General features: G+C 50.7%; 25 protein-coding genes and 1 riboswitch. Of the genes, 3 read left to right on the forward strand and 22 right to left on the reverse strand.

What is annotated here, in order from left to right:
• The first annotated feature begins 269 nt into the window (after positions 1-269).
• Positions 270-923 (forward strand): GerMN domain-containing protein, encoded by a 654-nt coding sequence (locus PSHG_RS29285; protein ID WP_010272358.1) that lies wholly within the window; start codon positions 270-272, stop codon positions 921-923.
• A gap of 524 nt (positions 924-1,447) precedes the next feature.
• Here PSHG_RS29285 and PSHG_RS09765 read toward each other — a convergent pair.
• From PSHG_RS09765 to PSHG_RS09775, 3 genes are all read right to left on the reverse strand, one after another.
• Positions 1,448-2,638, reverse strand: coding sequence for an anhydro-N-acetylmuramic acid kinase (locus PSHG_RS09765; protein ID WP_010272360.1), 1,191 nt, complete (start codon positions 2,636-2,638; stop codon positions 1,448-1,450).
• Positions 2,638-4,257, reverse strand: coding sequence for a beta-N-acetylhexosaminidase (gene nagZ, locus PSHG_RS09770; protein WP_042121647.1), 1,620 nt, complete (start codon positions 4,255-4,257; stop codon positions 2,638-2,640). Before nagZ ends, PSHG_RS09765 begins: the two co-directional genes overlap by 1 nt.
• Positions 4,258-4,572: 315 nt before the next feature.
• Positions 4,573-5,745: an exo-beta-N-acetylmuramidase NamZ family protein gene (locus PSHG_RS09775; protein WP_010272363.1), complete on the reverse strand. Its 1,173-nt coding sequence runs from the start codon at positions 5,743-5,745 to the stop codon at positions 4,573-4,575.
• 1,182 nt (positions 5,746-6,927) lie between these two features.
• Between PSHG_RS09775 and PSHG_RS09780 the strand changes: the two genes are divergently transcribed.
• Both PSHG_RS09780 and murQ read left to right on the forward strand, forming a co-directional pair.
• On the forward strand, positions 6,928-7,860 hold the full coding sequence (locus PSHG_RS09780) for a BadF/BadG/BcrA/BcrD ATPase family protein (protein ID WP_010272366.1): 933 nt from the start codon (positions 6,928-6,930) through the stop codon (positions 7,858-7,860).
• 41 nt (positions 7,861-7,901) lie between these two features.
• On the forward strand, positions 7,902-8,819 hold the full coding sequence (murQ, locus tag PSHG_RS09785) for an N-acetylmuramic acid 6-phosphate etherase (protein WP_010272368.1): 918 nt from the start codon (positions 7,902-7,904) through the stop codon (positions 8,817-8,819).
• Between the two features lie 497 nt (positions 8,820-9,316).
• On the opposite strand, the gene PSHG_RS09790 is transcribed toward murQ, so the two are convergent.
• The 19 genes from PSHG_RS09790 to PSHG_RS09875 form a co-directional block, all read right to left on the reverse strand.
• Positions 9,317-10,525: an aminotransferase class I/II-fold pyridoxal phosphate-dependent enzyme gene (locus PSHG_RS09790; RefSeq protein ID WP_010272370.1), complete on the reverse strand. Its 1,209-nt coding sequence runs from the start codon at positions 10,523-10,525 to the stop codon at positions 9,317-9,319.
• A 37-nt stretch (positions 10,526-10,562) separates the two neighbouring features.
• Entirely contained in the window at positions 10,563-11,648 is a 1,086-nt protein-coding gene (locus tag PSHG_RS09795) for a site-2 protease family protein (RefSeq protein ID WP_010272372.1), read from the reverse strand.
• 51 nt (positions 11,649-11,699) lie between these two features.
• Positions 11,700-12,056, reverse strand: a complete 357-nt coding sequence (locus PSHG_RS09800; protein WP_010272374.1) for an arsenate reductase family protein — start codon at positions 12,054-12,056, stop codon at positions 11,700-11,702.
• A 16-nt stretch (positions 12,057-12,072) separates the two neighbouring features.
• The gene (locus PSHG_RS09805) at positions 12,073-13,002 is read right to left on the reverse strand and encodes an RluA family pseudouridine synthase (protein WP_042121778.1); all 930 of its coding nucleotides are present in this window, start codon (positions 13,000-13,002) and stop codon (positions 12,073-12,075) included.
• Positions 13,003-13,013: 11 nt separating this feature from the next.
• Entirely contained in the window at positions 13,014-14,615 is a 1,602-nt protein-coding gene (locus PSHG_RS09810) for a cobyric acid synthase (RefSeq protein ID WP_010272376.1), read from the reverse strand.
• A gap of 107 nt (positions 14,616-14,722) precedes the next feature.
• A complete protein-coding gene (gene cobD, locus PSHG_RS09815) occupies positions 14,723-15,811 on the reverse strand; it encodes a threonine-phosphate decarboxylase CobD (protein ID WP_010272378.1) in 1,089 nt (362 codons plus the stop codon).
• 37 nt (positions 15,812-15,848) lie between these two features.
• Positions 15,849-16,679, reverse strand: a complete 831-nt coding sequence (gene cobS / locus PSHG_RS09820) for an adenosylcobinamide-GDP ribazoletransferase (RefSeq protein WP_010272379.1) — start codon at positions 16,677-16,679, stop codon at positions 15,849-15,851.
• On the reverse strand, positions 16,655-17,659 hold the full coding sequence (gene cbiB, locus PSHG_RS09825; RefSeq protein ID WP_010272380.1) for an adenosylcobinamide-phosphate synthase CbiB: 1,005 nt from the start codon (positions 17,657-17,659) through the stop codon (positions 16,655-16,657). Before cbiB ends, cobS begins: the two co-directional genes overlap by 25 nt.
• A 25-nt stretch (positions 17,660-17,684) precedes the next feature.
• On the reverse strand, positions 17,685-18,275 hold the full coding sequence (gene cobU / locus PSHG_RS09830; protein WP_010272381.1) for a bifunctional adenosylcobinamide kinase/adenosylcobinamide-phosphate guanylyltransferase: 591 nt from the start codon (positions 18,273-18,275) through the stop codon (positions 17,685-17,687).
• Between the two features lie 31 nt (positions 18,276-18,306).
• Entirely contained in the window at positions 18,307-18,462 is a 156-nt protein-coding gene (locus PSHG_RS30485; RefSeq protein WP_157213441.1) for a hypothetical protein, read from the reverse strand.
• A gap of 457 nt (positions 18,463-18,919) precedes the next feature.
• Complete coding sequence (gene cobT, locus PSHG_RS09835) at positions 18,920-20,128, reverse strand: nicotinate-nucleotide--dimethylbenzimidazole phosphoribosyltransferase (RefSeq protein WP_010272382.1); 1,209 nt, start codon at positions 20,126-20,128, stop codon at positions 18,920-18,922.
• Between the two features lie 200 nt (positions 20,129-20,328).
• Positions 20,329-20,475 carry a hypothetical protein gene (locus PSHG_RS30490; RefSeq protein ID WP_157213442.1) on the reverse strand — a complete coding sequence of 49 codons (147 nt, stop codon included), beginning with the start codon at positions 20,473-20,475 and terminating at the stop codon, positions 20,329-20,331.
• Positions 20,464-20,632: riboswitch (cobalamin riboswitch) on the reverse strand. It overlaps the preceding gene by 12 nt.
• A gap of 168 nt (positions 20,633-20,800) precedes the next feature.
• The gene (locus PSHG_RS09845; RefSeq protein WP_010272383.1) at positions 20,801-21,328 is read right to left on the reverse strand and encodes a hypothetical protein; all 528 of its coding nucleotides are present in this window, start codon (positions 21,326-21,328) and stop codon (positions 20,801-20,803) included.
• 226 nt (positions 21,329-21,554) lie between these two features.
• Entirely contained in the window at positions 21,555-21,812 is a 258-nt protein-coding gene (locus PSHG_RS27170) for an aspartyl-phosphate phosphatase Spo0E family protein (protein ID WP_010272386.1), read from the reverse strand.
• Between the two features lie 118 nt (positions 21,813-21,930).
• Entirely contained in the window at positions 21,931-23,109 is a 1,179-nt protein-coding gene (locus PSHG_RS09855) for an aminotransferase class I/II-fold pyridoxal phosphate-dependent enzyme (protein ID WP_010272388.1), read from the reverse strand.
• A 14-nt stretch (positions 23,110-23,123) separates the two neighbouring features.
• A complete protein-coding gene (locus tag PSHG_RS09860) occupies positions 23,124-23,615 on the reverse strand; it encodes an Lrp/AsnC family transcriptional regulator (RefSeq protein WP_010272392.1) in 492 nt (163 codons plus the stop codon).
• Between the two features lie 270 nt (positions 23,616-23,885).
• Positions 23,886-24,809 carry a cysteine synthase A gene (gene cysK / locus PSHG_RS09865; protein WP_010272394.1) on the reverse strand — a complete coding sequence of 308 codons (924 nt, stop codon included), beginning with the start codon at positions 24,807-24,809 and terminating at the stop codon, positions 23,886-23,888.
• 101 nt (positions 24,810-24,910) lie between these two features.
• Positions 24,911-26,161 (reverse strand): MFS transporter, encoded by a 1,251-nt coding sequence (locus tag PSHG_RS09870; protein ID WP_010272396.1) that lies wholly within the window; start codon positions 26,159-26,161, stop codon positions 24,911-24,913.
• 351 nt (positions 26,162-26,512) lie between these two features.
• On the reverse strand, positions 26,513-26,992 hold the full coding sequence (locus PSHG_RS09875; protein ID WP_010272398.1) for a hypothetical protein: 480 nt from the start codon (positions 26,990-26,992) through the stop codon (positions 26,513-26,515).
• Positions 26,993-26,998: the final 6 nt, after the last annotated feature.

The raw sequence follows: 26,998 nt of genomic DNA on the forward strand, positions 1-26,998 counted from the left end.
AGTTTCCTTAGCCGGACTCTGCACGGTATTCATCGCTCCATGGCACTGGGAATTAAGAAAAGTCCTGCCCCTGCAGTTTCACCAGCAAGTAACAAAAATGTTACGGTACGGCCATTCCGGTGATACAAATCATTTTTATACTTAAGCTGTAATCAGCAATTAAACCACAAGACCATGGCCTGACGGTCAGAAAGCGGACTAGTGGTGCGAAGTATATTCAAAAATACTGCTTCGCGAGGCTTCAAAAACAAAAAGGAGGGTTTACACCTATGAGAAAACCATGGAAAACCATACTGTTAACTACCGCTGCCATCATGATGATTACTGCAGGCTGCGGCCAGCCCGCACAGACCGCGCCTCCCAGCAATCCAACGCAAGGGGGCTCTCCATCTACGAGTCAGCCGCCAAATGACCCGAATAATACCGGCGAAAACAATAGTGAAAATGAGCCGGCCGAAAATAACGAGGATACAATCGATCCTAACGAAGCCAGCGATAAGGTTACCGAAACCGTCACCTTGTATTTCACCGACACGGATCTTATGAACAATTACTCGGTAGAACGGGAAGTAAGCGCAGAGTCGGCAGAGGATCTGCCCAAGGCTGCTTTGGAAGCATGGATGGCCGGACCCGACCATGAAGGGCTGGGCAACCTCGTTCCTCCAGGCGTAGTCGTTGAGTACGTTAAAGGGGAAGGCGGAATTGCCGAGGTCAGCTTCTCCAGCGAATTGAAAAACGCTAACCTGGGCTCCTCCGGGGAAATGTTCCTCCTGGAGCAAATTGCACTCATTATGAAGCAGTTTGGCTACGATTCGACCCAAATTCTGATCGAAGGCGAGATTGAGGAATCTTTGCTCGGCCATGTGACTACATCCGAGCCAATTTCTCCGCCTCCTGCCGATGAGATCCAGCCGATGGAATAATCTGCAATATTGTTAAGAATTGCTTCTGACGAAGCTCATTCGGAGATGAATAACCCGTATTAGCTCCTGTATCCGGTCGGTTAAACCCGGGATACAGGAGCTTTTGTTATGGCTGATATGGATATAGGCACAAACTTGAATATGTGCTTAATCATAACTGGGCAGAACACATGCGGCATACTCCGCTGGAAGTCAAGCACTGATATTAAGAATAAGCCTGAATATGGCTCAAAACTTAAACTAGTGGTTGACAACAAAGGAGAAAATCACTATGGGGAATGAGAGGACCTCCGATTGCTGTTAGCATATGCTCCCGAAATACGCTTTCTTCCAGAAAGCGTTGACCCCAGATTTCTTAATCATAGCCGCCGCAGCGGTTGAAATCCGGTGGCAAAGGCGAACGCTTCCACGCTCCCGAAGCTGCTTTCCTTCGGAAAGCTTGGACTCCCTCTTCCCCTCCGCTTCTGCTATCTTATACTGTCAACCGCTAATTATTAGAGTGAGCCCTGAATATATCTGCATCTTTAAGGAAAAGCGAGCTTGCCCATCACGGTCGGGCTGGCAGCACCGGTGGAAACCGGCAAATTGTTCGGTACGCCGTGCAGCGTGTTGTTGCCCAGAATGGCAAACGCTATCGCTTCCTTCGCATCTGCGGAAACGCCGAAGTCGTCTGCGATGCGGATGGTGAGCTCCGGCAGCAGCTCGCCCATCATGCGCAGCAGCGTGGCGTTGAGCGCCCCGCCGCCGCTAACGATGACGGTAGCGGCCGGCGTCTGCGGCAGGACGAAGTCGCGATACCCTGAGGCAATTGAATGCGCCGTAAAGGCCGTGAACGTGGCCACTGTATCGGCAGCGGACAGCTGCCGAACCGCCGCCTCGTTCAGCCATTGCTGCGCGTACGCTTTGCCGAACATCTCGCGCCCCGTCGTCTTGACGGGCTTCTGGCGGAAGTACGGATGCTGCAGCATCTGCTCCAGCATCCGTATATCCGCCGTGCCCTCCGCCGCCCAGCGGCCCCCCTCGTCGTAGCTGAGCCTCCCGCCGGACAGCTGATAGACCGCCTGGTCTATCAGCATGTTGCCGGGACCGGTATCGAACGCTACGACATCCTCGGGCCGGGCGGCGGCAGGCAGCACCGCGCAGTTGCCGATGCCGCCGATATTCTGGGCGATGCGCCCTTCGCGCTCATCGCGAAACAGAATGAAGTCGGCATACGGCGCCAGCGGCGCTCCGTGCCCGCCTACGGCCATATCGGCCGTGCGGAAATCACCGACCACCAGCTTGCCGGTGCGCTTGGCGATGACTGACAGATCGCCGATCTGCAGCGTGGAGCGGACACGGGGCGGCTCACACATGTGGTCGGTTTCGGGAATGTGCCATACCGTCTGCCCATGGGAGCTGACGGCATCCACCTCACTCATCTCCATGCCCGCCTCATGCACGGCTTCATGTACCGCTTCCGCAAAGTGCTCGCCAAGCAGAAAATTCATGGAACAGACGTCGGCGGTCGAGGATTGGTCCAGGGAGCATATCCGCTTCAGCTGCTCTCGCAGAGTGTCGTCATATGCTCTCGAATAGAAATGAAGCAGCTCCACCTTGCTGTCCATACCATAGCCGTCAATCCGCACTACGGCGGCATCTATGCCATCCAGCGAAGTACCGGACATCAGACCGACTATAATTTTGCTCGGTTGATTAAGCAGGCTTGTTAGCATTATCTTTCCCCTCCTTCGTTCCCGCCGTGCTCTAGCGTTACCGGGCAGCGGCCGTTGGCCCTCAGCTTTCCGGTCATCACCCGGGCAGCGCTTGCCATAGCCAGCGGACGGGTTTCATAAGTGAGCAGGCAGGTGGACAGTTCGGGGATGGACTGCACGTCATAAGGATTGCGTGTAGCTACGACGATCACCTTAAGCTCCTTCCGCAGCAGTGAGCGGACCAGCTCCGCCTGAGCGGGGTCAAAGCAGGCGTTATAGGTAGCCACGATTACTTGGGGAAAGCCTTCCGCCCGGGCTTCCAGCTCCGCCGTCAGCCTGGACACATCGGCTAGCCGGATTTGCTCCTCCACAACCTTCAGCCCTTGCTCGCGGAGCGCACGCCCCAAAGTCATTTCTTCAGAGCTGTAGCTTTCATCCGCAATGGTAGACACCTCAGGGGACAAGGACAGCACCAGGGTGGAAAGCTCAGCTAGCGGGAGAAGCCCTTGACTGTCCTTGACCACAGTAATGCTCGCTTCGCTCCACTTGCGCGCTTTTTGCTGGTATTCAGCACAGCCAACCTGGCGGATCGGCAGCACGGATGCTGGTCCGCCCTCTTTTGCTACAGGCGACAGCCGTTTCGCTTTAAGAGCAAGCACCCGGTCCACTGACTCGCGGATACGTTCTGCGCTCAGCCTTCCCGTTTCCACTGCTTGAACAATCGCTTGGAAAGCAGCCTGCTGCAGCTCCAGCGTATGACTGACCAGGATGAGATCGGCTCCCGCCTCCAGGGCCATGACAGCCGCTTCCGCTGTTCCAAAATGCTTGGCTATAGCATCCATTTCCATACAGTCGGTAACGATGACGCCTTCATAGCCGATTTCATGGCGAAGCAAATCGGTTAGCAAAGCCCGGGACAGCGTGGCGGGAAGACCATTAGGCTCATATTCGGGAAATACGATATGTGAGGACATAATGACATCCACGCCGCCTGCAACCGCAGCCCGAAATGGAACCAGCTCAACGGACTCGATCCGCTCCCGCGCATGAGAGATGGTCGGCAGGCCGAGATGAGAGTCCGTATCCGTGTCGCCATGTCCGGGGAAATGCTTGGCCGTAGCGGCAATTCCTGCGTCCTGCAGGCCTTGGATAAGCGAGACGCCGAACCGGGCAACCTGCTCAGGCCGCTCTCCAAAGGAGCGTACTCCAATGACGGGATTCGCCGGATTGTTGTTGACATCCAAGACAGGAGCGAAATTAAAATTGATGCCCAGCGCTTTGAGCTCACTACCCGTAATATAACCGGCATCATAGGCGCTTTGCGGATCTCCGGTAGCAGCAAGCGCCATTTGCCCAGGAAACAGCGTAACCCCTTCGGTCAGCCTGGCCACCATCCCTCCCTCCTGATCTACCGAAATCCATAAAGGAGGCGCACCGGCTTCGCTGGCCAGCTGCTGAAGCTGCCCGCTCAGCCTCGCAACCTGCTCGACCGTCTGCACATTCCTCGCAAAATAAATGACTCCGCCCAATTCCTGCTTCTCGATCATGGATTGCAGTGATGGCGGAACCTCATACCCCTGAAATCCAAACATCAGAAGCTGTCCGATTTGCTGCTTCAAACTCATGCTTTCGCTATTCATTACTATGATTCCCTCCTGTATACCAAAGCAGCTCGCGTCCTCCATGATGCAACTCTGCTCAGGGCCCTGCTGCTTATATACCTTGCTGATCCACCAGTCTTTTGCTGATGCTCCAATCTTGCTGCTCTGATCCACCAGTCCTTTGCTGATGCTCCAATCTTGCTGCGCTGATCCCCAGTCCTTGGCTGATGCTCCAATCTTGCTGCGCTGATCCCCCAGTCTCTTGCTGGTGCCTGAAAATGCAAGCAGGCTGCTGTATTCTTCCGACGGCGATCCATCATGATCAGGAAGCGCAGCAGCCTGCTCAAGGCGTTATTACGTATATATCCAGTAGGTCCGGCTGTTGTTCTGCCATTCCAGAGCTTCTGTATTCCATTCTTCAACGATTTGTTCAAGTCCTCCCGGCTCGCCAAGCTCTGTTTTTACCCGGGTGCTTCCGGTCAGCAGATCGATAAAAGGCCTTCCGCCCTCCGCGCGCGGCGGCAGCCATTCAAAATGATCGGGATGCAGCCTCATGACCTCTCTCAACAGATGCAGCCCGGTTTCAACCGGACGGAAGCTTTCCTTATCCGTTACAAACAATTGAACACCGGCGCATAGTTCTCCTTGGTGCTTGGAAAACGTCGGCGTGAAGTAGACCGGACAAAACCGCACACCGGGCAGCTGATTGGCTTCCAAAGCCTTGGCCAGACGCTCCGCGTCTACCCAGGGAGCTCCAATCTGCTCAAATGGCTTAGTAGTTCCCCGGCCTTCGGACAAACGGGTTCCCTCAAAAAAACAAGTTCCCGGATAAACTCTAGCCGTATCGAGCGTCGGTATGTTCGGGGAAGGCAAAATCCACGGAAGTCCCGTATCCGTGTAGTCCATTGCCCGATTCCAGTTTTCCAGCGGAACGACCACCAGGTCACATTTCTTCGGCAGACCATCGTTAACGAGACGGGCAAATTCCCCAATCGTCAGTCCGGTCCGGATCGGCATGGCCCATGCTCCTACCATCGACTCCATTCCTGGAGTGAGCAAGCCTCCTTCACAGCGTTCCCCGCCTAGCGGGTTAGGTCGGTCAAGTACTATAAGCTCCTTGCCGTTTTCTGCACATGCTTCCATCGTATAAATTAATGTACTTAAATAAGTATAGAAACGAAGTCCTAAATCCTGGATGTCAAAAAGAACGGCGTCTACCTCTCCCAGCATTTCCGCTGTAGGCTTCTTCCGTTCCCCATAAAGACTGTAAACCGGTATATCCCACTGCTCATCCCGTTCGTCCTCAAAGCGGATTCCGGCTTGCTTTTCTCCCCGTATTCCATGCTCGCAAGCAAACAGCGCAGTCAATTCACAGCTTTCCATTTGTGCGCATAAATCAATAACGGACTGCAGATCGCCTGTTCGTCCCGTTGGATTGGTAAGCAAGCCAACACGCTTCCCATCCACGTAGCGCTTTTCGTTATTAAGCAGATTTTCTGCTCCGGTAATCACCCGTTTTGCTGTCACTCCGACCACCTCTGCCTATAAAATTGGTTACACAGAAACAAATCACTGCAATTTCGTTCCAGCCTGTCATCCCAGGACTCTTTCCAGGCCAGCTCTCTCCGGCCATAACCAAGTATCCGTGTCAGTAGAAGGGGATAGCTCATTTCTAGCCAAACTTATCGTAAGCTTTGCTATAAACAGACAGAATAAAGAGACAGTATCCGCCGGCATGTGCAACCGCTTCCACTCGACATTATTATAAGGGATATAAAATAATATTTCAATATATAGTTTATTATATGAAATTTAATTTTACATTTTCCAGCCAATGCCTTATACTTTTAACATCGGAACGTTAGCTCTGCTTAGCTTAGCTGGAGATAATCTCCTGGTTTACGAGAATTAGCTCCCTCCAGGAGCCTACTGGGCAGAACCTTACTAGGCAAAACGTTTCGAACCAACATTGGTTGTTCTTCGGCCTCTATAGCAACGGCGGACGGCGAAACATTCGTGCACTTATAGTGCGAGTGAAGTATTCATTCACTTATTATCCAGTTACGCTGAAATCCATACAAACAGATACGAAGAGGCTGCCCCGAAAGTCGTCCAGCATTGCAGTGAATGATGTGGGTGAAGATAGCCCCTTAAAAAGATTATACTAACATTAACGCTCGTGACAGGCGCTCATCGGTCGCTAACGCTCGCCCTCGCTCTTATTTGTGACAACTGGCCCAGAAAACCGCGAGTTGAAGCAAAATAAGGACCATGGCAAGCGTTACAATTTTTATCCCTCTGATTTTTCTCAAATAAGGACCGCTGCGAGCGTTAGAATTTCGAACCAATGGTGAACAGGCTGCAAGCTGCAATTCGGAGCAGACTGCAAACGACGCCAACTGCCCGCTGCAACAACTGTTATTCATAGTTTCGGACTACATTGGATCTTTTGCTTATTTGCCTCCATTTGTTTTGTTCATTTTGCTCAGATCCTTTTGTTTATTGTGTTCCATTTGCTTTGCCCTATTTGTTTACAGTTAGCTCATTGCGCTCCATTTGTTTCCGTTTGTTTCCATTTGCTCATTGTGCTCCATTCACTCCTACTGCTCCATTTTGTATGCCAGTTATACGGATGAAATGGAACCACAATGTCTCGAATCTTGAAATGACATGAAATTAAAGAAACTACATGCCAAAGTAGGTGCGCTTATGCCATTTTTTATTGGGGTTGATGGCGGGGGAACGAAGACGGAGATTGTCTGCTGCGATCGGTCGGGGCAAACCTTGCTTACCCTGACAGGATCGTCCACTAATCCTCGGTCGCTAGGGTTCTCCCAGGCGGTCTCCAATCTTACCGGACTGCTTAGTGAATTGTTGTCCCATAAAGAACTAGCTTCTATGGAATGCCGGGGGGTCTGCATCGGTTTGGCTGGAGCCGCCATGCCCGAAGAGCAGGTACCGTTTCGCGATGCTGTGGAGGAGCTCTTTTCCTCTTCTCCCTTTCCAGTCCCTTTAACAATAACCAATGACGCGGAAATTGCCTTGATGGCCACCTTATCTCGCCGAAACGGACTCATTGCCATCTCGGGGACCGGATCTATCGTATATGGAATTACTTTGGCAGGAGAACGATATCGCGTAGGGGGCTGGGGTCACCTGCTGGGTGACGAAGGCAGCGGATATGCTATCGGGCTGCAGGCCTTAAAAACCGTTATGAACAGCTATGATGGCTTGGACCCGCCAACCGCTATTACACCACTCCTGCTGGATGCCTTCCAATGGGAATCAATCACCGAATTAAGGGCCTATATATACCAAGATCACATTCGCAAGAGCGATATCGCTTCTTTTGCTCAATATTGCCTACGTGCCGCCGAACAGGATGATCCCGCTGCTCTTGCTATTTTGCAGCAGCAAGCCCGTGCATTAGCGCGGCAAAGCGCAGCCCTGATCGCCAAAGATAAACAGTTTGCCCAGGAACAATTGGTGGCTGCCGGTTCCATCTTTAAACACTCCAGTTTGTTCTTCCATCTGTTTCAAGAGGAGCTTCATGCCGCCTGGCCGCTTGTCACCATACATCTTGCCCAGCGAACACCCGCTTATGGTGCGGCAAAACTGGCTATAGCGCTGCATGGAGAGTAAAAACAGTCGGACATCAATGAACAGTAAAGGAGTTCATGATCATGAAAAATTTGCTTAATGAACTGACGACAGAGCAGGTTAATCCAAGAACACGTCATATTGACCAGATGAATTCGGAGCAAATCATCCGCCTGATTAACGCAGAGGATAAGCTAATCGCTGACGTTATAGAGGAAGCCATCCCTTCTATCGCCGCGGCCGCTGATTATATAGTTGAAGCATTTACTAATGGCGGCCGTTTGTTTTATGTCGGTGCCGGCACAAGCGGAAGATTGGGCATACTGGATGCTTCTGAATGTCCACCTACATTCGGCACTCCCCCTTCCATGGTTCAGGGAATTATTGCCGGTGGCTTCGAGGCGGTGAAGAATCCGGTAGAAGGAGCCGAGGATAGCGAAGAGCAGGGCATCCAGGACATGATCGAAAGCGGCATTACCAATAACGATGTTGTCGTCGGCATAGCTGCCAGCGGACGTACGCCCTATGTACTTGGAGCCATGAAGGAAGCGTCCAGGCGGGGAGCCAAGGTCATCGGCTTGACTAACAACCCGAACACGCCGATGATCGCCATCGCCGATCATATGATAGAGGCTGTTGTCGGACCCGAGGTCATTTTAGGCTCTACTCGAATGAAATCCGGAACAGCCCAAAAATTGATTTTAAACATGCTGACCACAACCTCTATGATTCGCATTGGCAAGGTATATGACAATTTAATGGTCGATCTCAATCCATCGAATGAGAAGCTGGTTTACCGGGCCAAACGAATTATTCGTATGGCTACAAAAGCATCGGCCGAAGAGGTGGATCAAGCCTATGCTGCCGCTCAGGGTCATGTCAAGACTGCGATCGTCATGCTGCTCGGCAAGGTCGATTTCGTAAGGGCCAAAGAGCTGCTCGCCCAGACCGGAGGCTTTGTCAGCCAAGCGGTCACGCTTGCTGCGACCAAAAGCGGTTAAGCCTTAAGCCTAAATTGATATGCACAAATAGCGCAGCTTAGGTAGCAGAGTATCGAAATCACTCTTCGAGCTAAAGGAGTTGGCAAGTATAGTTGGTTAATCGGATGTCCGGATTCATTTAATTCTCTACTCCTCCTTCTTTCACCATCTAAATCAGCGCTTTGTATAATATTTAATATGGATAGAATGCCAACGACAAAAAGGCCGTCATTTTACGGCCTTTTCTTCTATTCGAGTATAAATATTCGACATCCGAAAAACACGCTTTCTAACTGACATGAAAAGTTATCGTTATTACCGGGTTATTCGACTTCGAATGAGCTTAGGCTTCGTTAAAAGCATTTTTAAATTTGCCCTATATACAAAATTCCAGACCAAAATCCGGACCCGGAAAGATATTTCGGTTGGGAAGGCCCCGGGTTGAAAAGCTCTTTCGATCACGCTTTGCTATTCCACAATCCTATTCCTATTTTAGTCCACCCCGTATAGAGGCTTGTTTAAGAAAGTGCAGGAAGCTTCCAACGGCCAGACTGACGCTGCATGTCTATAAATGGTTTCAGCCTCAATGCCGCTTCTGCCAGCCTTTCCTCATGCTGCACCAGAGCAATTCTGACAAATCCTTCTCCTTGCTGGCCAAACGCATCTCCCGGAATTACGACAACTCCCGTATGATACAAAATTTCCCGGGAAATTTGTCGAGATGTCCAGCCTTCTGGAATAGGCGCCCATATGAACATTGTCGCTTTAGGAGAGGGGACACTCCAGCCAGCTTCTTTCAAGCTGCTGACCAAGACATTTCTGCGGCTCTCATACACACCAGCAACCGGCTCTCTGCCTGCAAGATCTTCCTCCAGCGCAGTTATCCCCGCCCGCTGCACAGCTTCAAATACTCCGTAATCAATGTTGGACTTCAGCATCGTTAGCGCCTGAACAGCCTCCGGGCATCCGACCATGAAGGCAATTCGACAGCCTGCCATATTAAAGCTTTTGGATAAGGAATGGAATTCGACAGCTATTTCCTTGGCACCGGGCACCTGCATAATGCTGGGCGGAATAAAGCCGTCAAAAGCCATCTCCGAGTAAGCCAGATCATGAACGATTAACAGATCATAACGCCGGGCAAATGCGACAAGCTTTTCAAAAAAGGCCAGATCCGCAACCGCTGCCGATGGATTGCTTGGATAATTGCATAAGATGTATTTCGCTTTCTTTGCCACGTCTTCCGGGATATCGTCTAGATCGGGCAAAAACTGATTCTCCTGTCTGAGCGGCATCAAGTATGGCGTAACCCCGGCTAACACGAGAGCTGCGCTATAAATCGGATACCCGGGATCGGGAATAAGCGCTATATCGCCGGCATCGGCAACCGCCAAGCTCAGATGCGCCAGTCCATCCTGGGAACCCATCAGAGACACAATCTCTGTTTCAGGATTAAGCTTCACTTGAAACCGTTGAGCATACCAGCGGGCTACAGCCTGCAAAAACTCAGGCATACCGCGCGTGCCTGGATAAGAATAAGCCAACGGATCGGAGACGGCTTCACGCAGGGACTCCATTATGCCAGGTGAAGGAGGCAGATCCGGGCTTCCGATGCCAAGATCAATAATATCCTTGCCTGCAGCCCGCACTTCTTTCTTCCATTCGCTAACTTCACTGAAAATAGCTGAGCCTAGCTGATGTAATCGTTGTGATGAAAAGCGAGGCATAGTGTTTTCCTCCATTAATGTTTAATCCCTCTGACCTTTAACCTCGTGAGAAAGCTTCAATCGGAAGCCCATTCCGGGACAACAGATACAGCATCGTTACCAGATAAGCAAACAGTACTGCATATACCGTGCCTAACCCCCATCGGTATCGCACGGGAACTTGAAAATATTGATCATTCTCATAATGTGTAAATTCAACACGACAGTGAACGAGCAGATAAGTCTCCTCTTTCTTTTGCCGATATTCCAGGTCGGTGACTTGAGCCCCAACGATAATGGCTTGGGCCGGCATTACGAGCATACCTCTTAGGCCAATCTCCGGCCAAAGAAAAAACAGCAGCTGTTTGCCGTCCAGTTCAGAATGCGTTGCATAAGCCAATTCCTTGCGGGTTCCTTTCTCTGGGAGCTGGTCTCCTCTTTCCTGTACCCAGCTTACCGGCAGCTGGTAGGAGGCTGTTAAGCTTTTAACAGGAGAAATCCAGCGGTTCAGCACTACCTTGCGCAGCAAATCAAGCGCAAACAGCAGCCAAAATATAAAGAGAACAAACAGCTTGAAGTAAATGATGACCAGAAGCCCTACTGTGAGACCAACTAACCACAGCCAACGGCTTACCGCAACAGCGATCCGTCCCCCGTCAAGCGGATGAATGGGCAAAAGATTAATCAGGTTTAATATAAACCCTATGTAAGCCAAAGCCTTGAATAAGGAGAGCTCGAGCGTATAGCCAAGCCAGAAGGAGATAGCGGCACCAATTGTGCCCAGCAAGGGTCCGCCCATTGCAATATAAGCTTCAGTGGCGGCATCGCGGGGTTGGCGCCTCATGTTAACGAGGGCTCCAAGAAACGGAATGAATACGGGAGCGGACATCGGAAGACCTTTCTGCTTTGCAGCCAGGACATGGCCTAATTCGTGAATTAGCACCATGATGACTAAGCCAACAGCTATTTGCAGGGGGGCTATAAGGGCATAAGCGCCTACCGAAACTAGCATAGTCAGTATCGCGCCTCCTACGGAGCCCATTTTTACAAAGGGAAGGAGTGCCTTCACCCGCTCCAGAACGGCGGTGCGCGTCCGGCCTATCCATTGCAGCAGATCACTGCTCTCTTTTTGCTTTCCCTCCAAATCAGCCCCCCCTTTCCCTTTACCGTGCCCGAATGCATATTTGTCGAAGGCTTAAGTCCAAACCTCCTCATATTCAGGCTCTCTATATCCGATTGTGATTCGCCCATTACCCGTCACTACCGGACGTTTAATCAGCCGGCCTTCTGAAGCCAGCAGACCGACCATCTCTTCCCGATTCATATAACCGAGCTTGTCTTTTAATTTCATTTCACGGTAAACCTCGCCTGATGTATTGAACAATTTCCGCGGCTCTACTGCGCTTTGCTGCAGCCACTTCTCGATCGTATCCGCTGACGGCGCCTGCTCAAATACATTAATCATGTCGACCTCGTGTCCCATAGATTCGAGCTTCTTTAATGCCTTCCGGCAAGTACTGCATTTGGGATACCCATACATGGTTAATTTCATCTTTGCCTATGCCTCCTCAAGTTGTTATTCTTAGCTGCCTGATTACATGCACCATATCTTCCGGCAAATCCGCCTCGAACCTCATCCGTTCTCCTGTTCCCGGATGATCGAAGCCAAGTCTCCAGGCATGCAGAGCCTGACGGTCAATTAGCGCTGGCAGAGGGTCCGATTGAGGCGCCAGCCCGTACATTTTATCACCAAGTAAAGGATGGCCTATGGATTGCATATGGACGCGAATTTGGTGAGTTCTTCCAGTCTCCAGCCGAAGCTTTACAAGAGATGCTTGAGCAAACTCCTCCACAACTTCATAATGGGTAATCGCCTCGTACCCGCTAGGAGTTACGATCCGGTAATGGGGAGCGAGGGGGTCACGGTCAATTGGGGCGTGAATCGTTCCTTGCGCCTGCTGCGGCCGGCCGTAGACTAGCGCCAAATATTCCTTCTCTACGCTGCCCTGCTTCATTTGTTCCGATATCTGCTGATGAGCGTAAGGATTCTTGGCTATCGCCAGGACGCCCGATGTCTCTTGGTCCAGCCGGTGAACCGGGCGGAACCGGTAACGCCGTCCTTGCTCCTGCCAATGATGAACAACGGCGTTGGCCAGCGTATGAATATAATGCCCGTGAGTTGGGTGTACAATCATCCCTGCCGGTTTATTCACGATAAGGATATGATGGTCCTCTGTGAGAATGGTCAGCGGAAGAGCTTGCGGTAAAATGTCCTCGGACTCCTCTTCCTCCATATAAAGAGCGATACGGTCGCCCGCCTTTACTTTTACATTTATGTACACTCTTTCCCCGTTCAAGGTAATTCCTTTGTCCGTCTGCTTCAACCTTGAAAGCAGCTTGCGGGAGATCCCCATCCGGCTCTGCATAATTGTCTTTAGCAAGATCCCTTCTTCATGCTGGGCAACCGTATATTCCAATGGCTCGTAATACCCGTCCAATCCTTCCAATGTTAACCCCTCTCCAGCTCTTTCACATCATGCTCCGGCTTCTCTTTACCGTCTATCATCTCATAAATTCGCCCAATATCCAAATGTTCACGCACATGCATGGCCAGCCGGTTAAAGGCCGCTTCCCGGCGCTGTCCGAACAGCAGGGTGCCCGGTCTTGCCGGCCAGCCTTTTTCTACCCGAATGCGGTTCAACCAGCTTCTTCGAAACTCGTCATTATGCAGGACTCCATGCAGATAAGTTCCCCAAATTCGGCCATCTGCGGTCATAGCCCCCTCTGGGTGAAAATCATCCTGCAGCTCGCCTCCACGCTCATTTCTGACCATAAAGGGATGCTCTACCGGGGTTAGAAATCGGGTTACGCCCATATGGATTTCGTAGCCTGTGATAGGAATCGCTTTATGGGGGTTCCACCCTTCAGCAAAGCCGATAATGCGTTCCGTCTTCTTGTGTACCGTAAAGTTGGTTTCCAATGGAAGCAGGCCCAAGCCCTCCATATGCTCCCGGCTGGATTCGACAAAATGGGTGTCCACCAAATGCTGCCCCAGCATTTGATAGCCGCCGCATATCCCGACAACAAATCCGTTACCTTCGACATGGCGGGAGATTTCGCGCTCCAAGCCGCTCTCTCTTAAGAAGCATAGGTCCTCTATCGTATTTTTGCTCCCCGGTATGATTACAGCGTCCGGCTGGCCAAAGTGCTCCGGTTCCGAGACAAAACGGACGTGGACATCCTCCTCTTCAAACAAGGGATCAATGTCGGTAAAATTGGATATTCGCGGTAAACGAATGACGACGATATCCAGCGACTGCTCGTCTCTCGGCCTGGATTGCTTCCACTTGCTGCTGATGGAAGCCGAATCCTCATCCTCGAGCTCCAAGCGCTCCAGGTAAGGAATGACTCCGAGCACTGACTTGCCGGTTTTCTTTTCAAGCCAGTCAAGTCCAGGCTGCAGCAGGGTAACATCTCCGCGGAATTTATTAATAATAAAACCTTTCACGCGCTCTCGTTCCTCCGGCGTCAATATTTCCATTGTCCCGACCAACGAGGCAAAGACGCCCCCGCGGTCGATATCCGCCACGAGAATGACTGGTGCTTCAGCCCAGCCAGCCAGACGCATATTGACGATATCCCTGTCCTTTAGGTTAACTTCGGCGGGGCTTCCCGCCCCCTCCAGCACCACCAGCTGATATTGGCTCCGGAGCCTGTGCAAAGCGTCTTTAACTATACCTTCTGCTTCTTTCAGGTAGGATTCGCGATACGTTCTGGCATCCAAATCCTTGTATGGCTTGCCGTGAACCACGACCTGTGACACCATATCCTGCTTCGGCTTTAGGAGAATGGGATTCATGTCCGTTGTAGCTGCTATCCGACATGCATCTGCCTGCATCCCTTGGGCCCGTCCTATTTCTTTGCCATCCGGAGTAACGTAAGAGTTCAGAGACATGTTCTGTGATTTAAAAGGGGCTACCGTCCAGCCGTCTTCCATGAAAATCCGGCAGAGGGCAGCAGTCAGCAGACTTTTACCCACATCGGATGCCGTACCCTGAAGCATAATGGTTTTTCCTTTCGTCTGGCTTTTGCGCCGCATTTGATCCTTCATTCTTTCCCCCCCTTTTTAACGATAGATCTCTTGCCCCGCTTCGCTTCTATAGAACAATTTCGCCAGAATACGCAGCACTTTTCACCCGCTCCTATATGGCTCGAACGTTAACATTGCGGTCCGTGAAGGCATCTATAGACAGCCTTCAGCAAGAGCTCATTGTCTTTTCTTAACCGGATAGCCAAGCGGCCAAACGTATTATCAAGACCGGGAAAACGGGAACCGTCGCGAATCAGGATGCCGTTCAGTCCCAATTCATGCTGGAGACGCCCGACTGTGTATGACGTCCCCTGCGGTAAAGCAAACAGCAGAAAATTCGTCGCGCTTGGATATACCTTAAGTCCCAATTGGCTCAGCTGAGCGGTGAACCACTCTTTCTCCTGTTGAAGCCATTGCCTCGTACGTACAGTAAACTCGGAATCGGAGAGCAGCGCAGGCCCCAGCTGCTGGGCTAGGGAGTTTACCGACCAGGGGATCTGCAGAGCCCGCATCGCCTCAATCGTGTCAGGATGAGCGACGGCGAAGCCTATCCGAATGCCTGGAACAGAATAAAACTTTGTCATTGACCGAATGACAATACAGGAGAGAGATTGCGCAGCATGCTGAATCAAGGACAGCTCAGAGTCCTCCTCGATAAAATCGAGAAAGGCTTCATCCAGGATCACGCGGCAGCCGCTCTCTTTAAGCAGGTCGAGACACGGCTTAGCCAGCAGTGTTCCAGTCGGATTGTTGGGATGGCCCAAGCATATCGTGTCGCACTGATCCAAGGCAGCCTGCAAATCGGTTATCTGAAGCCGGAATTGATTTTCTTCTTTTAACGGTATCGTATACTCCGCACCGCCAGCCTTGCTGATCGCCTCCTCATATTCGGAAAAGCAGGGTCTCGCCAGGCCCGCCAGGCGCGGCTTCCATACCCGGGCCGCCAGATCGATACATTCCGCTGCTCCGTTGCCTACCAGTATACACTCCTCAGGGACCCCGTATGCCAACGCCAGACTTTTTCGCAGCTCGCGGGATATCGGATCAGGGTAGCGAAAAATATGATTCACATATTCTGCAAGTTTATGTTGTATTACGTCCGGCGGCCCTAAAGGATTCATGTTGGAACTGAAATCAATAAAGGCATCCTCGTTCCGTCCATAGGTTTCTTTGGCGCTGCGTAAATCCCCGCCGTGTCCGTACTGCTCAAGCTCCATAATACCTCCGCCTTTTCCTTTTTAAAATTCCTCGCGGCTAGGCCCAAATCCAGTTCAGCACGGCGAGTGCCGCAGCCAATTGGATTAGCTCGGCTCCTTCGTTTAGAGCCCCGTAAACATCGCCGGTTAAACCGCCTAGACGCGAGTGAAAATACGCTGCCCCTGCCGCTATGAACAATAGCGCGGACAACGTCAATAGTAAAGCAAGTCTTACGGATAACTCCCAGCCTCCCCAGATTAGGCAGACCATTCCACTGATCATAAAAGCAAGACAAAGTGCTGTAAACGCGTGCTTAAAGGTTATCGTTTGCAGCGATTCTCCCAAACCGCCCTCGCCACGTACATAGGGCCATCCGGCAATTGCTGTTGCCAGCAGTCCCCGGCTGATCACCGGTATGATGGCTAATAGGACAGCTGCCTTGGGTGCGGATTCACTAATCAACAATCCTTGAATAAAGGACCATTTAAGGAGAATAACTAATACGCCTGCAATCACACCCATCGCCCCGACGCGGCTATCTTTCATTATTTCCAGCATTCTGTCTCGTGAGCGATAGCTTCCGACCCCGTCGGCCGTATCCATTACCCCGTCCAAATGCAGCGCTCCCGTGATGTATACCCAGAAAGCTACGACAACGGCAGCGGCCGGTAGCGGCGGAAACAACCAGCTAGCCCCTATATATACAGCTGCCAATGAAACACCAATGACAAGACCGGCAAGCGGATAACAGACGACACTCCAACGCAGTACCCTGGGTGAAACCGGCACTGTAATCGGCAGTGGGAAACGGGTAAGAAACTGAATGGCAAAAACAAGGCTATATCCAATTTCTTTCCATAGACTTATGCTATCCTTAGTACGAGCCATAGAAGCACCAACCCTCCAATCACACTGCTTCTTACTCGGTAGAGCAGTAAAACGATGCTGTGAATGTGCTGCATGGACAACTGCACCTGCGGCCATCCCATTCGCGCTCTTTCGCTCACCTGTCCTTGATAATAATTGCGCCCGCCCAATTGAACGCCCATGGCTCCGGCTGCTGCCGCTTCCGGAATTCCGCTGTTTGGGCTAGGATGTGCCGAGGCGAAGCGGCGAATGCTGAGCAGTGCTCTTTTCGCGGATAGTCCCTTAAGCGACCATGCGCTCAACACCATAAGTCCGCCTGTTATGCGTGCGGGCAGCCAGTTCAAAACATCATCCAGGCGGGCGGAAAACCAACCAAAATGAAGATAGCGTTCATTCTTGTAACCGACCATCGAATCCAGCGTATTAACCGCCCGGTAAGCGATGGCCAAAGGGGCTCCGCCCAGCAAAGCAAAGAAAAGCGGAGAAATAAATGCATCCACTGTATTCTCAGCAACCGTTTCAACAGCGGCCCGGGAAATTTCCTGTTCATCCAGTTGAGCTGTATCCCTGCCGACAATGTAGCCGACATAGCTGCGCGCTTCATCCAGCTTTCCTTCCTGGAGCGGGGCATAGACCTGGTAGGCAGCATCGCGCAGCCCTTTCACTGCAATGGTGGAAGCAATGAACCATATATTTAACGCATACGCCAGCCAAGGGTGGATTAGCTTGGCTGCGGCTAGCGCAGCCCACATGAGGGAGAGGACGGTTCCTACCGTGAATGCGGCGAGGACTATTCCTCTCCAGCGCAGCTCACGATCCGCAAATTCCTTATTCTGCCTGGCCCCTTTGCTCCCGGGTCTCAATCGGCGCTCCAGCCACTGTATGAGCTGTCCAATCCGAATGACCGGATGCACCGGCCATTTAGGATCACCGACACAAGCATCCAAGAGAATCGCGGCGACCAGCATAATCAGCGTTTCCTGCAAGCTAAAGAACAGCAAGACCGCAGCTCCTCCTTCCGCACGATCAATCCCACCGGAATGCCAGCTTCTTCAAGTCTACCGGAATCCCTGCGGTGACCAGAAACGCCTGCTCGCTAACAGCCGCTATCCGCTGGTTCATCCGACCGGCGGCATCACGAAACTGTCTTCCGAGAGGGTATTCCGGCACAATGCCATCTCCGACCTCATTGGATACAAGCAGCAGTGGATAAGGATATTCGCGGATTACATCAACAAGCTCTGTTATTTTGCGATCCAGCTGTGGCTCCGTATCATCTCCAGCGAAATCAAACTTGAGCAGCCAATTGCTTAGCCACATCGTCAAACAATCAACTAATACAACAGGTGGCGGAGAGGTTTCTGTCCGTTCAACCTTTGCTTTGTAGTTTAGAAGCCAGTCCGACAAATGATAAGGGACTTCAGCCGTTGTCCAAGCAAAGCCCGCAGCCGCCCGCTGCTCCTGATGCTTGGCAATTTTCAGCCGCATTTCTTCATCATTTTCGCGATTCTGTTGTGTAGTGGCCACATATATTCCCATGTCCGCCAGGTGACCAGCATATTCTTCAGCAAAACGGCTTTTTCCGCTCTTCGCACCGCCGGTTATCCATATTACCAAATCAAGCCCTCCAATCCATCCGCGTCTATTTTTACCGCCATTTATCCACTGTTCCGCCGTCGTACTGCCGTTTCGCAGTTGGTACCGTCAATCCGCCATCGTACTGCCGTTCCGCCGTCGTACCGCCGTTTCGCCTATCGTACTGTCGTTTCGCCGTTGGTACTGCGAAAAACCTAATGGCTTTCAACGCTAACGCTCGCCCTTGCTCTTATTTGCCCGAAAAAACAGGGATTTCACTTCTAACGCTCATCCTCGCTCTTATTTGTGACAAAAAGCCCAGAAAACCGCGATTTGGAGAAAATAAGGACGATGGCAAGCGTTAGAATTTATTTCCCCCTGTTTTTGCTCAAATAAGGACCGCTGCGAGCGCTAGAACTCAAGGCGTGCTGCGTTGGGCTGCAGCAAATTTGCAGTCAGGGTAGCAGCAGGCCTGTAAGTAATCCGCAGCAGGGCGTACAGGCCTGCAAGCAGTCCGCAGCAGGATGATAGGCCTGTAAACCGAGCTGTAAACCGAGCTGCAAACCAGGGTGCAGCAACTCCACAACCCGCAACCAAGCAGTAAACTAGCTTTAAGCAAGCTGCAAACGGCCTCAATGCCCGCCGCAACTATATTCACAGTTAATCGAGAGCCTTTCTTAGACAGGTCAATCGTTGTTTTTACTAACTCCTGCGCTGTCAAAGGTGGCCATCTCGGCCGAAATTTTCACTGCAGCCTCCAAAATCGGGAAGGCCAGCAAAGCGCCCGTGCCCTCACCAAGACGCATATCCATATGTAAAATAGGCCGGAGTCCAAGTCTGTCCAGCAGCACTTGATGTCCCTGCTCCATAGATAAGTGGGAGGCGAGCATATATCGGCTTGCGTTCGGAGTCAAGCGGGAAGCAACCAAAGCTGCGGCTGAAGAAATAAAGCCGTCAATTACGACAGGACAGCGGTTAGCTGCAGCCCCAAGAATAACCCCGACCAGTCCGGCTATTTCCAGTCCTCCTACCTTCGCTAGTACGTCAAGCGGATCATCCGCATCCGGCTGATTTCGTTCAATAGCCTGACGTACTATTTGCTGTTTGTGCAAGCGTTGTTCCTCGTTAATGCCCGTGCCCCGTCCAACCGCCACTTCCGGGTCTGCAGCTCCTAGTACAGTTAATAAGGCTGAGCTAGGAGTCGTATTGCCGATGCCCATTTCCCCCGTAGCTATCATGCTGTACCCTTTGGCAGCGAGTTCAGAAACCAGTTCGCAGCCTGCGAGAACCGCCCGTTCCGCTTCCTCCCGGCTCATGGCCGGACCTTTGGCTATATTCCCAGTTCCGTGACGGATTTTGCGATTAATTAACTGAGGATGCCTGATTTCTCCCGCCACTCCCATATCAACGCAGATTACATCAGCCCCAACATGCCTGGCCAGCACGTTAACGGCTGCCCCGCCCTGCAGGAAGTTGGCTACCATTTGCGCCGTAACCTCCTGAGGATAGGCACTGATGCCCTCTTCGCAAACCCCATGATCTCCAGCCATCACGATAACAGCTTTACGGAAGGGGGCTTTCCTTGAAGCAGGCGTAATCTCTTTCTCTGAAGCGCGTTCAACTTCTTTCACTGAAGCGGACTCTGCCTCTTTCGCAGAAGCGGACTCTGCTTCTTTCGCAGAAGCGGAGACTGCTTCTTTCGCAGAAACGGGCTCGACCTCTTCAGCCGAACTGGGCAAGTGTCCATAGATGCCCGCCAGCTGAATTACCGCTTCCTCCATTCTTCCAAGGCTTCCTTGCGGCTTAGTCAGGGCATCCAACCGCTCTTGCGCCAATTTCATCGCTTGTGTATCCAGCGGGTGTATAGCCCGCAAATATTCCTTCAATGTTTTCACCCAAATTCCCCCTTCATTACATCAGTAAGTCGCAATTTTTGCCACTACAGCCAACAAGAAAAACCCTCTATCCAAGATAGAGGGCAGCATAATCGGGATACAAGCCACTGGCCAAGAAATCAGGACGGTGCTTGTACGTTCCTGATCCCCTGTATCCACAGGAATTTAGCTTGTCTGCAGGCAGAAGCTATGGAGCTGTTTCACCCGAACAGGTGGCTCAGCCAATCCATCACAATATGACCGCCAATCAACTCGTATACTTTCTCGTATACTTTAATGAAAAAAAATTGACGGCGGACTCCCGATAAGCTGATCCCTTTATCCTCGAAGGAACTCAACAGCTTCATCTACAGGCAGGTCTCCTGACTTGGGAGCGGACAAAATAGGGGCTTCCCTTCGTCCATTCCTTTTCACAGTGGCGGGACCGTGCCGGACTTGCACCGGCTTCCCTTTTCACCTCTGCCTTACGCTTCAGGCACAGGCACCTGCAGACTGATAAATCCAACTTAAGCAGCACATTATTAAAAAGTTTGCATCGAGCTCTTTGTGTGCAGTTGAGCCCATTGGCGTCATTACGTGCATTTAATTGCTGTTTCGGTGTGTCACCTAATTACAGTTTCTGTGTGCCACCTACAGCTGATGCAGTGCAGCACCTATTGCTGCTGTCTGTAATTATTCCATATTGACGATCCGTTTCAATACCTCAATGGACTGCTCCAAATCCGGCGCCCGGGGATGGATAAAGGCAAACATTTCCTGACCCTTATAGGAAATGCTCTGCAGCCAGGCTCCTTCGGCAAGTGGAATGCCCACAAGGAGAAAATCTGTTTTTCCTTCCTCCTCCAGCAGCTCTACCTCAAGAACCCCTTCCGGATAAACCTCCGGGTCGAAATGTTCTTCCAGCGGCATCAAGCCGCCGTTTTTGGCATAAAGCTGAAATTGGTCTTCAGAAATGATGATAATCCCATGGTCGCCTGCCGCAACCTCTACCATCAGCTTTTGCGGATCAAATATCGGGCTGGTATGAACGGCAATTGTCGGTGTTTCTCCCAGCTCTTCCTGCAAGGTTGTTTGCAAGACTTCAGCGCGATCCGCCTGCAGGCCAGCCTCGGGTAAAATAAAAATGGAAACATCCGGCTTCTCTCGTCCACAGGCAGCAAGCAGCAGAATAACCCCGGATAACAGCAGCCATTTACTCATGTGACTCCATCCCGATCCATGGATTGCCCTTTTGTTCAATTTAATTTCCCCCTATTAGACTTCCATTGATTTTTATATTAGCACAGAACTGCAGCGGCTAGAAAGTCTAAGGGGAATAAATAGCACGGATTGAATAATAAAAACCAAAAGGAAAAAGACAGATCCGCCAGGCCCGCAGGTCCCGGGGATCCGTCTATATGAAAAATAGCTTAGTATAGGCAAATCTCTACCGGTTTCTTCCTTTATCCAACTCTAGGTACTGGTAGATTTTATCGTCCAGCAGACGACTGATTTCCAAAATAGCCTCGTTATTAAAACTCAGCTTTTCCAAATACATTTGCTCCATCTTGGAGCGAAGCTCGCGAATCTCCTCTTCGAGGGCTTCCAAAGAAGGCGGACCCGGATCGGCAATCCAGCGTAGACCCGATTCTTTCTCCTTTAACAAATAGGGTTGATTTGAAGCAGATTGAAAATAGTAGCTCATCTACATTCCCCCTTTGTGTAAGAACCACTTTCAGAAGAAAAAACAAGATCTCCTTATTAAGTTGACGATACCATATTTTGCCGGAAAAAGGAAATGACAATATAATGACAAATTATCTTTATCTTAACTTTTGTAAAAATTTGTCAATCCGGTCCAGCGCCATATTCAGCTGATTAATTGAAGTAGCATACGAGCACCGGACAAATCCTTCTCCTCCTAATCCAAACACATGGCCGGGAACCGCGGCGACCTTACCCTCCAAGAGCAGTCTTTCGGCAAATTCTTCGGAGCTTAAGCCGGTTTTTTGTATGGACGGGAAAGCGTAGAACGCCCCTTCCGGTTCATGGCAGTCGAGACCGATTTCGCGGAAGCCGTTGACGACCAGTCTTCTTCGCTGATTGTACGCAACGACCATCTTATCCTTGTCTTCCATACCATGGCGAAGTGCCTCAAGAGCAGCCACTTGGCCCATAGACGGGGAACACATCACGGTATACTGGTGGATTTTAAGCATGGCAGCTATGAGGTCTTTATGTCCGCATGTGTAGCCCAATCTCCAGCCGGTCATGGCAAACGCTTTGGAAAATCCGCTAACCAGAATCGTCCGGTCCTTCATGCCTGGAATGGATGCAAAGCTGACATGCTTCTGATTATAAGTCAGCTCGGCATAAATCTCATCGGATATTACAATCAGATCGTTCTCTTCAACGACGCGGGCAATAGGCAGCCAGTCCTCGTAAGTCATAATTCCCCCGGTCGGATTGCTCGGATAACAAAGGATGAGCACCTTCGAGCGCGGAGTGATTTTGGCTTTCAGGCTTTCGGCCGTTAATTTGAATTTATTAGCCGCGAATGTTTCGATTCCAACCGGAATCCCGCCTCCGATAGCAGCGATCGGTGAATAGGAAATATAGCTGGGCTCGGGAATCAAAATCTCATCTCCCGGAGCAATCAGAGCTCTTAAGGCAAGGTCAATGGCCTCACTGCCTCCAACGGTGACAATGACCTCGTCCTTGGGCTCATACTGGACATTGAAGCTTGTGTGCAAGTAGCGGGCAATTTCCTCGCGAAGCTCATAAATCCCCGCATTCGGCGTATACTGCGTATGCCCGCGCTCCAGCGAGGTAGTGCAGGCTTCTCTAACCTTCCAAGGGGTGATGAAATCCGGCTCCCCGACTCCTAATGAAATGATATCTTTATGCGTGCTGGCCAGGTCGAAAAATCTTCGGATGCCCGAGGGCGGAATGTTCCTGACCAGCGGTGCCAAATAACTTTGCATATCCTTTTGATTAATCATTAGCCTGACTTCCTTTATGGTGAGATCATCAGACGGTTATCTTCCTGTTTTTCCTCGAAAATAATACCGTCCTGCTTGTATTTTTTGAGAATAAAGTTGGTCTTGGTTGAGAGCACACGGTCAATCGGTGACAATTTATTAGAAACGAAAGAGGCTACTTCCTTGAGCGACTGCCCTTCTACTTCCACCAGCAAATCATAAGCGCCTGACATCAGAAAAACCGACTTGACCTCGGGGCACCTGTAAATTTTCTCAGCGATCGCATCAAAGCCATGAACCTTCTCCGGAGTAATTTGAACCTCAATTAATGCCGTTACGCTATCATCATGAACCTTACTCCAATTAACAACCGCCGCATATTTCACAATCACATTATCTGCTTCTAATTCAGCGATGGCTTCTTCCACTTCCGACTTATCCCTGCCGAGCAGAGTCGCCAGCAAGTCGGAGCTCCTTCTCGCGTCTTCATTCAGCAAATCCAAAATTTGCAGCTGTAAACTATTCATACCCGAGTCCTCCTTGCGTAAAAAAGATTATTACCAATATACAACGAAACCTTAACATGTGCCAAGAAAAACCTTCTGCGGAACAGCTTGCAAAAACGACTATACTATTATAAATCTATCACATCAAAAACCTGCGCACCAAAAAAACCGGACCACCCGCCCATTAGGGACGTGCATCCGGCTTGCTCACATTTCTTATTCTATAATAGCTAGAAAAATCATCATGCACCGCGTAGATAATCCCTTCACTTGCTCAGCTTACAGCCTCTTTCAGCCAAAAATATCCATGCTCATATAACGCTCACCAGTGTCCGGTGCGATGCAGAGCACCCGTTTGCCTGCACCAAGCTTCCTCGCTAATTGCAGGGCAGCCCATACCGAAGCTCCCGAAGACGGACCGACCAGAATTCCTTCCTGTGCGGCTAATTCTCGAGCTGTATTCACCGCATCCTCATCCTCCACTTGAATAATCTCATCATAAATCTTGGTGTTGAGAATCGGAGGAATAAAACCCGGACTGGTACCCACCAGCTTATGCGGACCTGGCTGGCCTCCGGAAAGAACCGGCGAGCCCTTGGGCTCTGCTACCCAAATTTTCAAGTTTGGCAAGCTTTTTCTCAATTCCTCACCCGTGCCGGTAATGGTGCCGCCGGTGCCTGCTGTCGCTACAAAGCCATCGAGCTTTCCGTTAACCTGCTGCAAAATCTCCGGAGCCGTCGTATAACGGTGAATATCCGGATTGGCCGGATTTTCAAACTGCTGCGGAATGAAGCCGCCCGGTATAGACTCCTTCAATTGCTGAGCCTTGCGAATAGCACCCGGCATTCTCTCCGCAGCCGGGGTCAAGACAACCTCCGCTCCATACGCCTTCAGCAGATTAATTCGTTCCTTTGTCATATTGTCAGGCATGACTAGAATGGCCCTGTATCCCTTGGCTGCCGCATTCATCGCCAGGCCTATGCCAGTATTTCCGCTCGTTGGCTCTATAATCGTGTCCCCAGGCTTCAGCCGGCCGTCTTTCTCCGCTTGGACAATTAAATTATAAGCAGCTCTGTCTTTAACGCTTCCGCTCGGATTAAAAAATTCCAATTTGACAAAAACATCCGCATCACCTCTGCGCACCAACCGGTTAAGCTTTACCGCTGGGGTATTACCTATCAATTCGGTAATGCTATGAACTAATTTTGCCTCCAAAACGAATCGCTCCCTTATTCCAAGTATCTGTATAGGTTATGTTGATTATACCATGTTCTTCCCAGAAGTCCATTACGATACCGAAATAAGTTCCACGTCCTTTAGGCATCACGTACGCCTGCCTGTCTCAGCCAACGGCTAAGCAGCAGCCACACGATGAGGGGAGAGCTGCCCACGCCTAAAAGCAGCCAATTCATCATCTTTGGATCAGTCGTTTGGGTAACGACAGCTATAAACACAAGTACGCCTGTAATCCGGCCAAAGTTTAGACCAAGCTCCCGCAATACAATATACTCGACCATTTGTGCCGCACTCTCTTGATTCTTCCCGATAATATCGAAAACGACAGAGGTCGTTGGTATGGAATAGAGCGGAATAAACAAGGCGGTTCCAATTCCGAATATCAACAGCGTGCGGTAAGAAACCTCGCCAAACAGCGGAAGAATGACCAGGATCATCCCGATGATGCCGCAGAGCATGGCCCACTTCCGGAACTTTGGTCTCAGCAGCCTGCCCGCCAGCATAAAGCTGACCAGTCCGATCGCTGACGTGATCAGGGCATAATTCCCCAGCTTCAATTCATTGCCGGTAGCTATAAAGACAAGCAAGCCAATCAAAAACCCGAATACCCCTTCGCGAATCCCTTGAGCTATCATCGCTGCGCCGATCTTTCGCCAAGGGTTCTTTTTCTGGCGGATCATGCTGACTCCATAAAACCACTGGTAACGCCCAAGCGGCTTGCGCTTTTTAAGGAAAAAGCTGCAAACTGTTGCGACTAAAAAGATTGCGAGCGATATGCTGAATATGAGACGGTATCCTGCGCTATCCCCCATACCGGTAATCAAAACCCCGGAAATCCAAGGCGCTGCCATGCCTGCAGCTGACGTCAACAGGCCAGCATAACCGTTAAATTTGTCACGGGTATCACGCTCCGTCACCTCAAAATAAATGACATTAAAAGCACACCAAAATAAAGCCGAGGATATGCCTTGAATAAGGCCCAGCCCGACTACATAATTCACCGCCGAGGTTCCGAGCAGCAGCACAACCGAGTAAAAGACAGCGGAAACGGCTACCCCGGTCCGCAGCGCATTCATTTTGTTATGCTCTTTAATCCATTTACCTGCGAGCCAAAACACAAGCGCCATCGTGATATGGTGGGAAAGATTGAACATCGCTATCATGCTGTAGTCGTTCTTCACTTTCCAAAGGTACACATTAACGAATGTCCCTGATAAGGAATTTGCCGTGGCAAACAGTCCGTTAACGAGAAGCAGCAACCGGCACTGCGCCGATAGTTTAACCGGTGCGGATCCGTCGCCGCTCTCCTCCGCTCCTCCCCCGTGTCTCAACTTTCCCTCCATTAACAAAGATCGTTGTTTAACATGTTCGTGCACACGTCCACCTTCTCCCCTTGCCAAGTCGGATTTGCTTCAAGCATTTGCCCGGTTCGAGCCCTTATACAAACGTATATAACGCATAGACCAATAAAGCTTGTTCATCTATATCCTGATGTTTCAAAGTCCATAGAAGATATATGCAAATGCTGACTGATGACTTTGCTATAACATTCCCCAAGGGAAGAAAAAAATGACCGGTCACACACTTTACCAGCAATTGACTAACAGAGCTTTTCCAACAAAAAAGGAGCCTGTAAAGGCTCCATTAGGCTCCAACTAGCCAAAGCTCCAAAGATAAAAAGATCAGCTCTGATGATCCTGCCGCAGAGTACGTATTAATGCTTGGCGATCCTGCTCTGACAAATAGCTCTCTGTCTTGAAACAAGAAGGACAAATGTATAGCTTTATAGAAAAAGGCGGCGTCAAAAACGGTCCAGACGAACCGGCCGGCACTAAAGGGGTGTAGCCAGCTTCTGAAATGGTCTGTCTCCCGCTTAAGAGCATGAATTGGTGGCAAGAGGAGCATTCCGGCGTCTCTTCCTGCCGGTCCAGCAAACGGTCAACATTATCCGCGTAGCCATCCTTCTCTTCCTCCAGCAGACTTTCCGAATCCTGCTGGAAAAGGCCCCCTTCCTCCCCTTCTTCATCCTCCAATTGCAAAGTGATACTGCGATAATCACCGAGCTCATTATAGCAGTAAGGGCACTCGCTTTCAGGTCCCGTATCGGGGTCCCATATAATTTCTGATTGGCACCATGGACACACTGTCGCGTGCTCGCTCATTCCATC

Source organism: Paenibacillus senegalensis JC66 (genome assembly GCF_000285515.1).
Taxonomy (GTDB): domain Bacteria; phylum Bacillota; class Bacilli; order Paenibacillales; family NBRC-103111; genus Paenibacillus_L; species Paenibacillus_L senegalensis.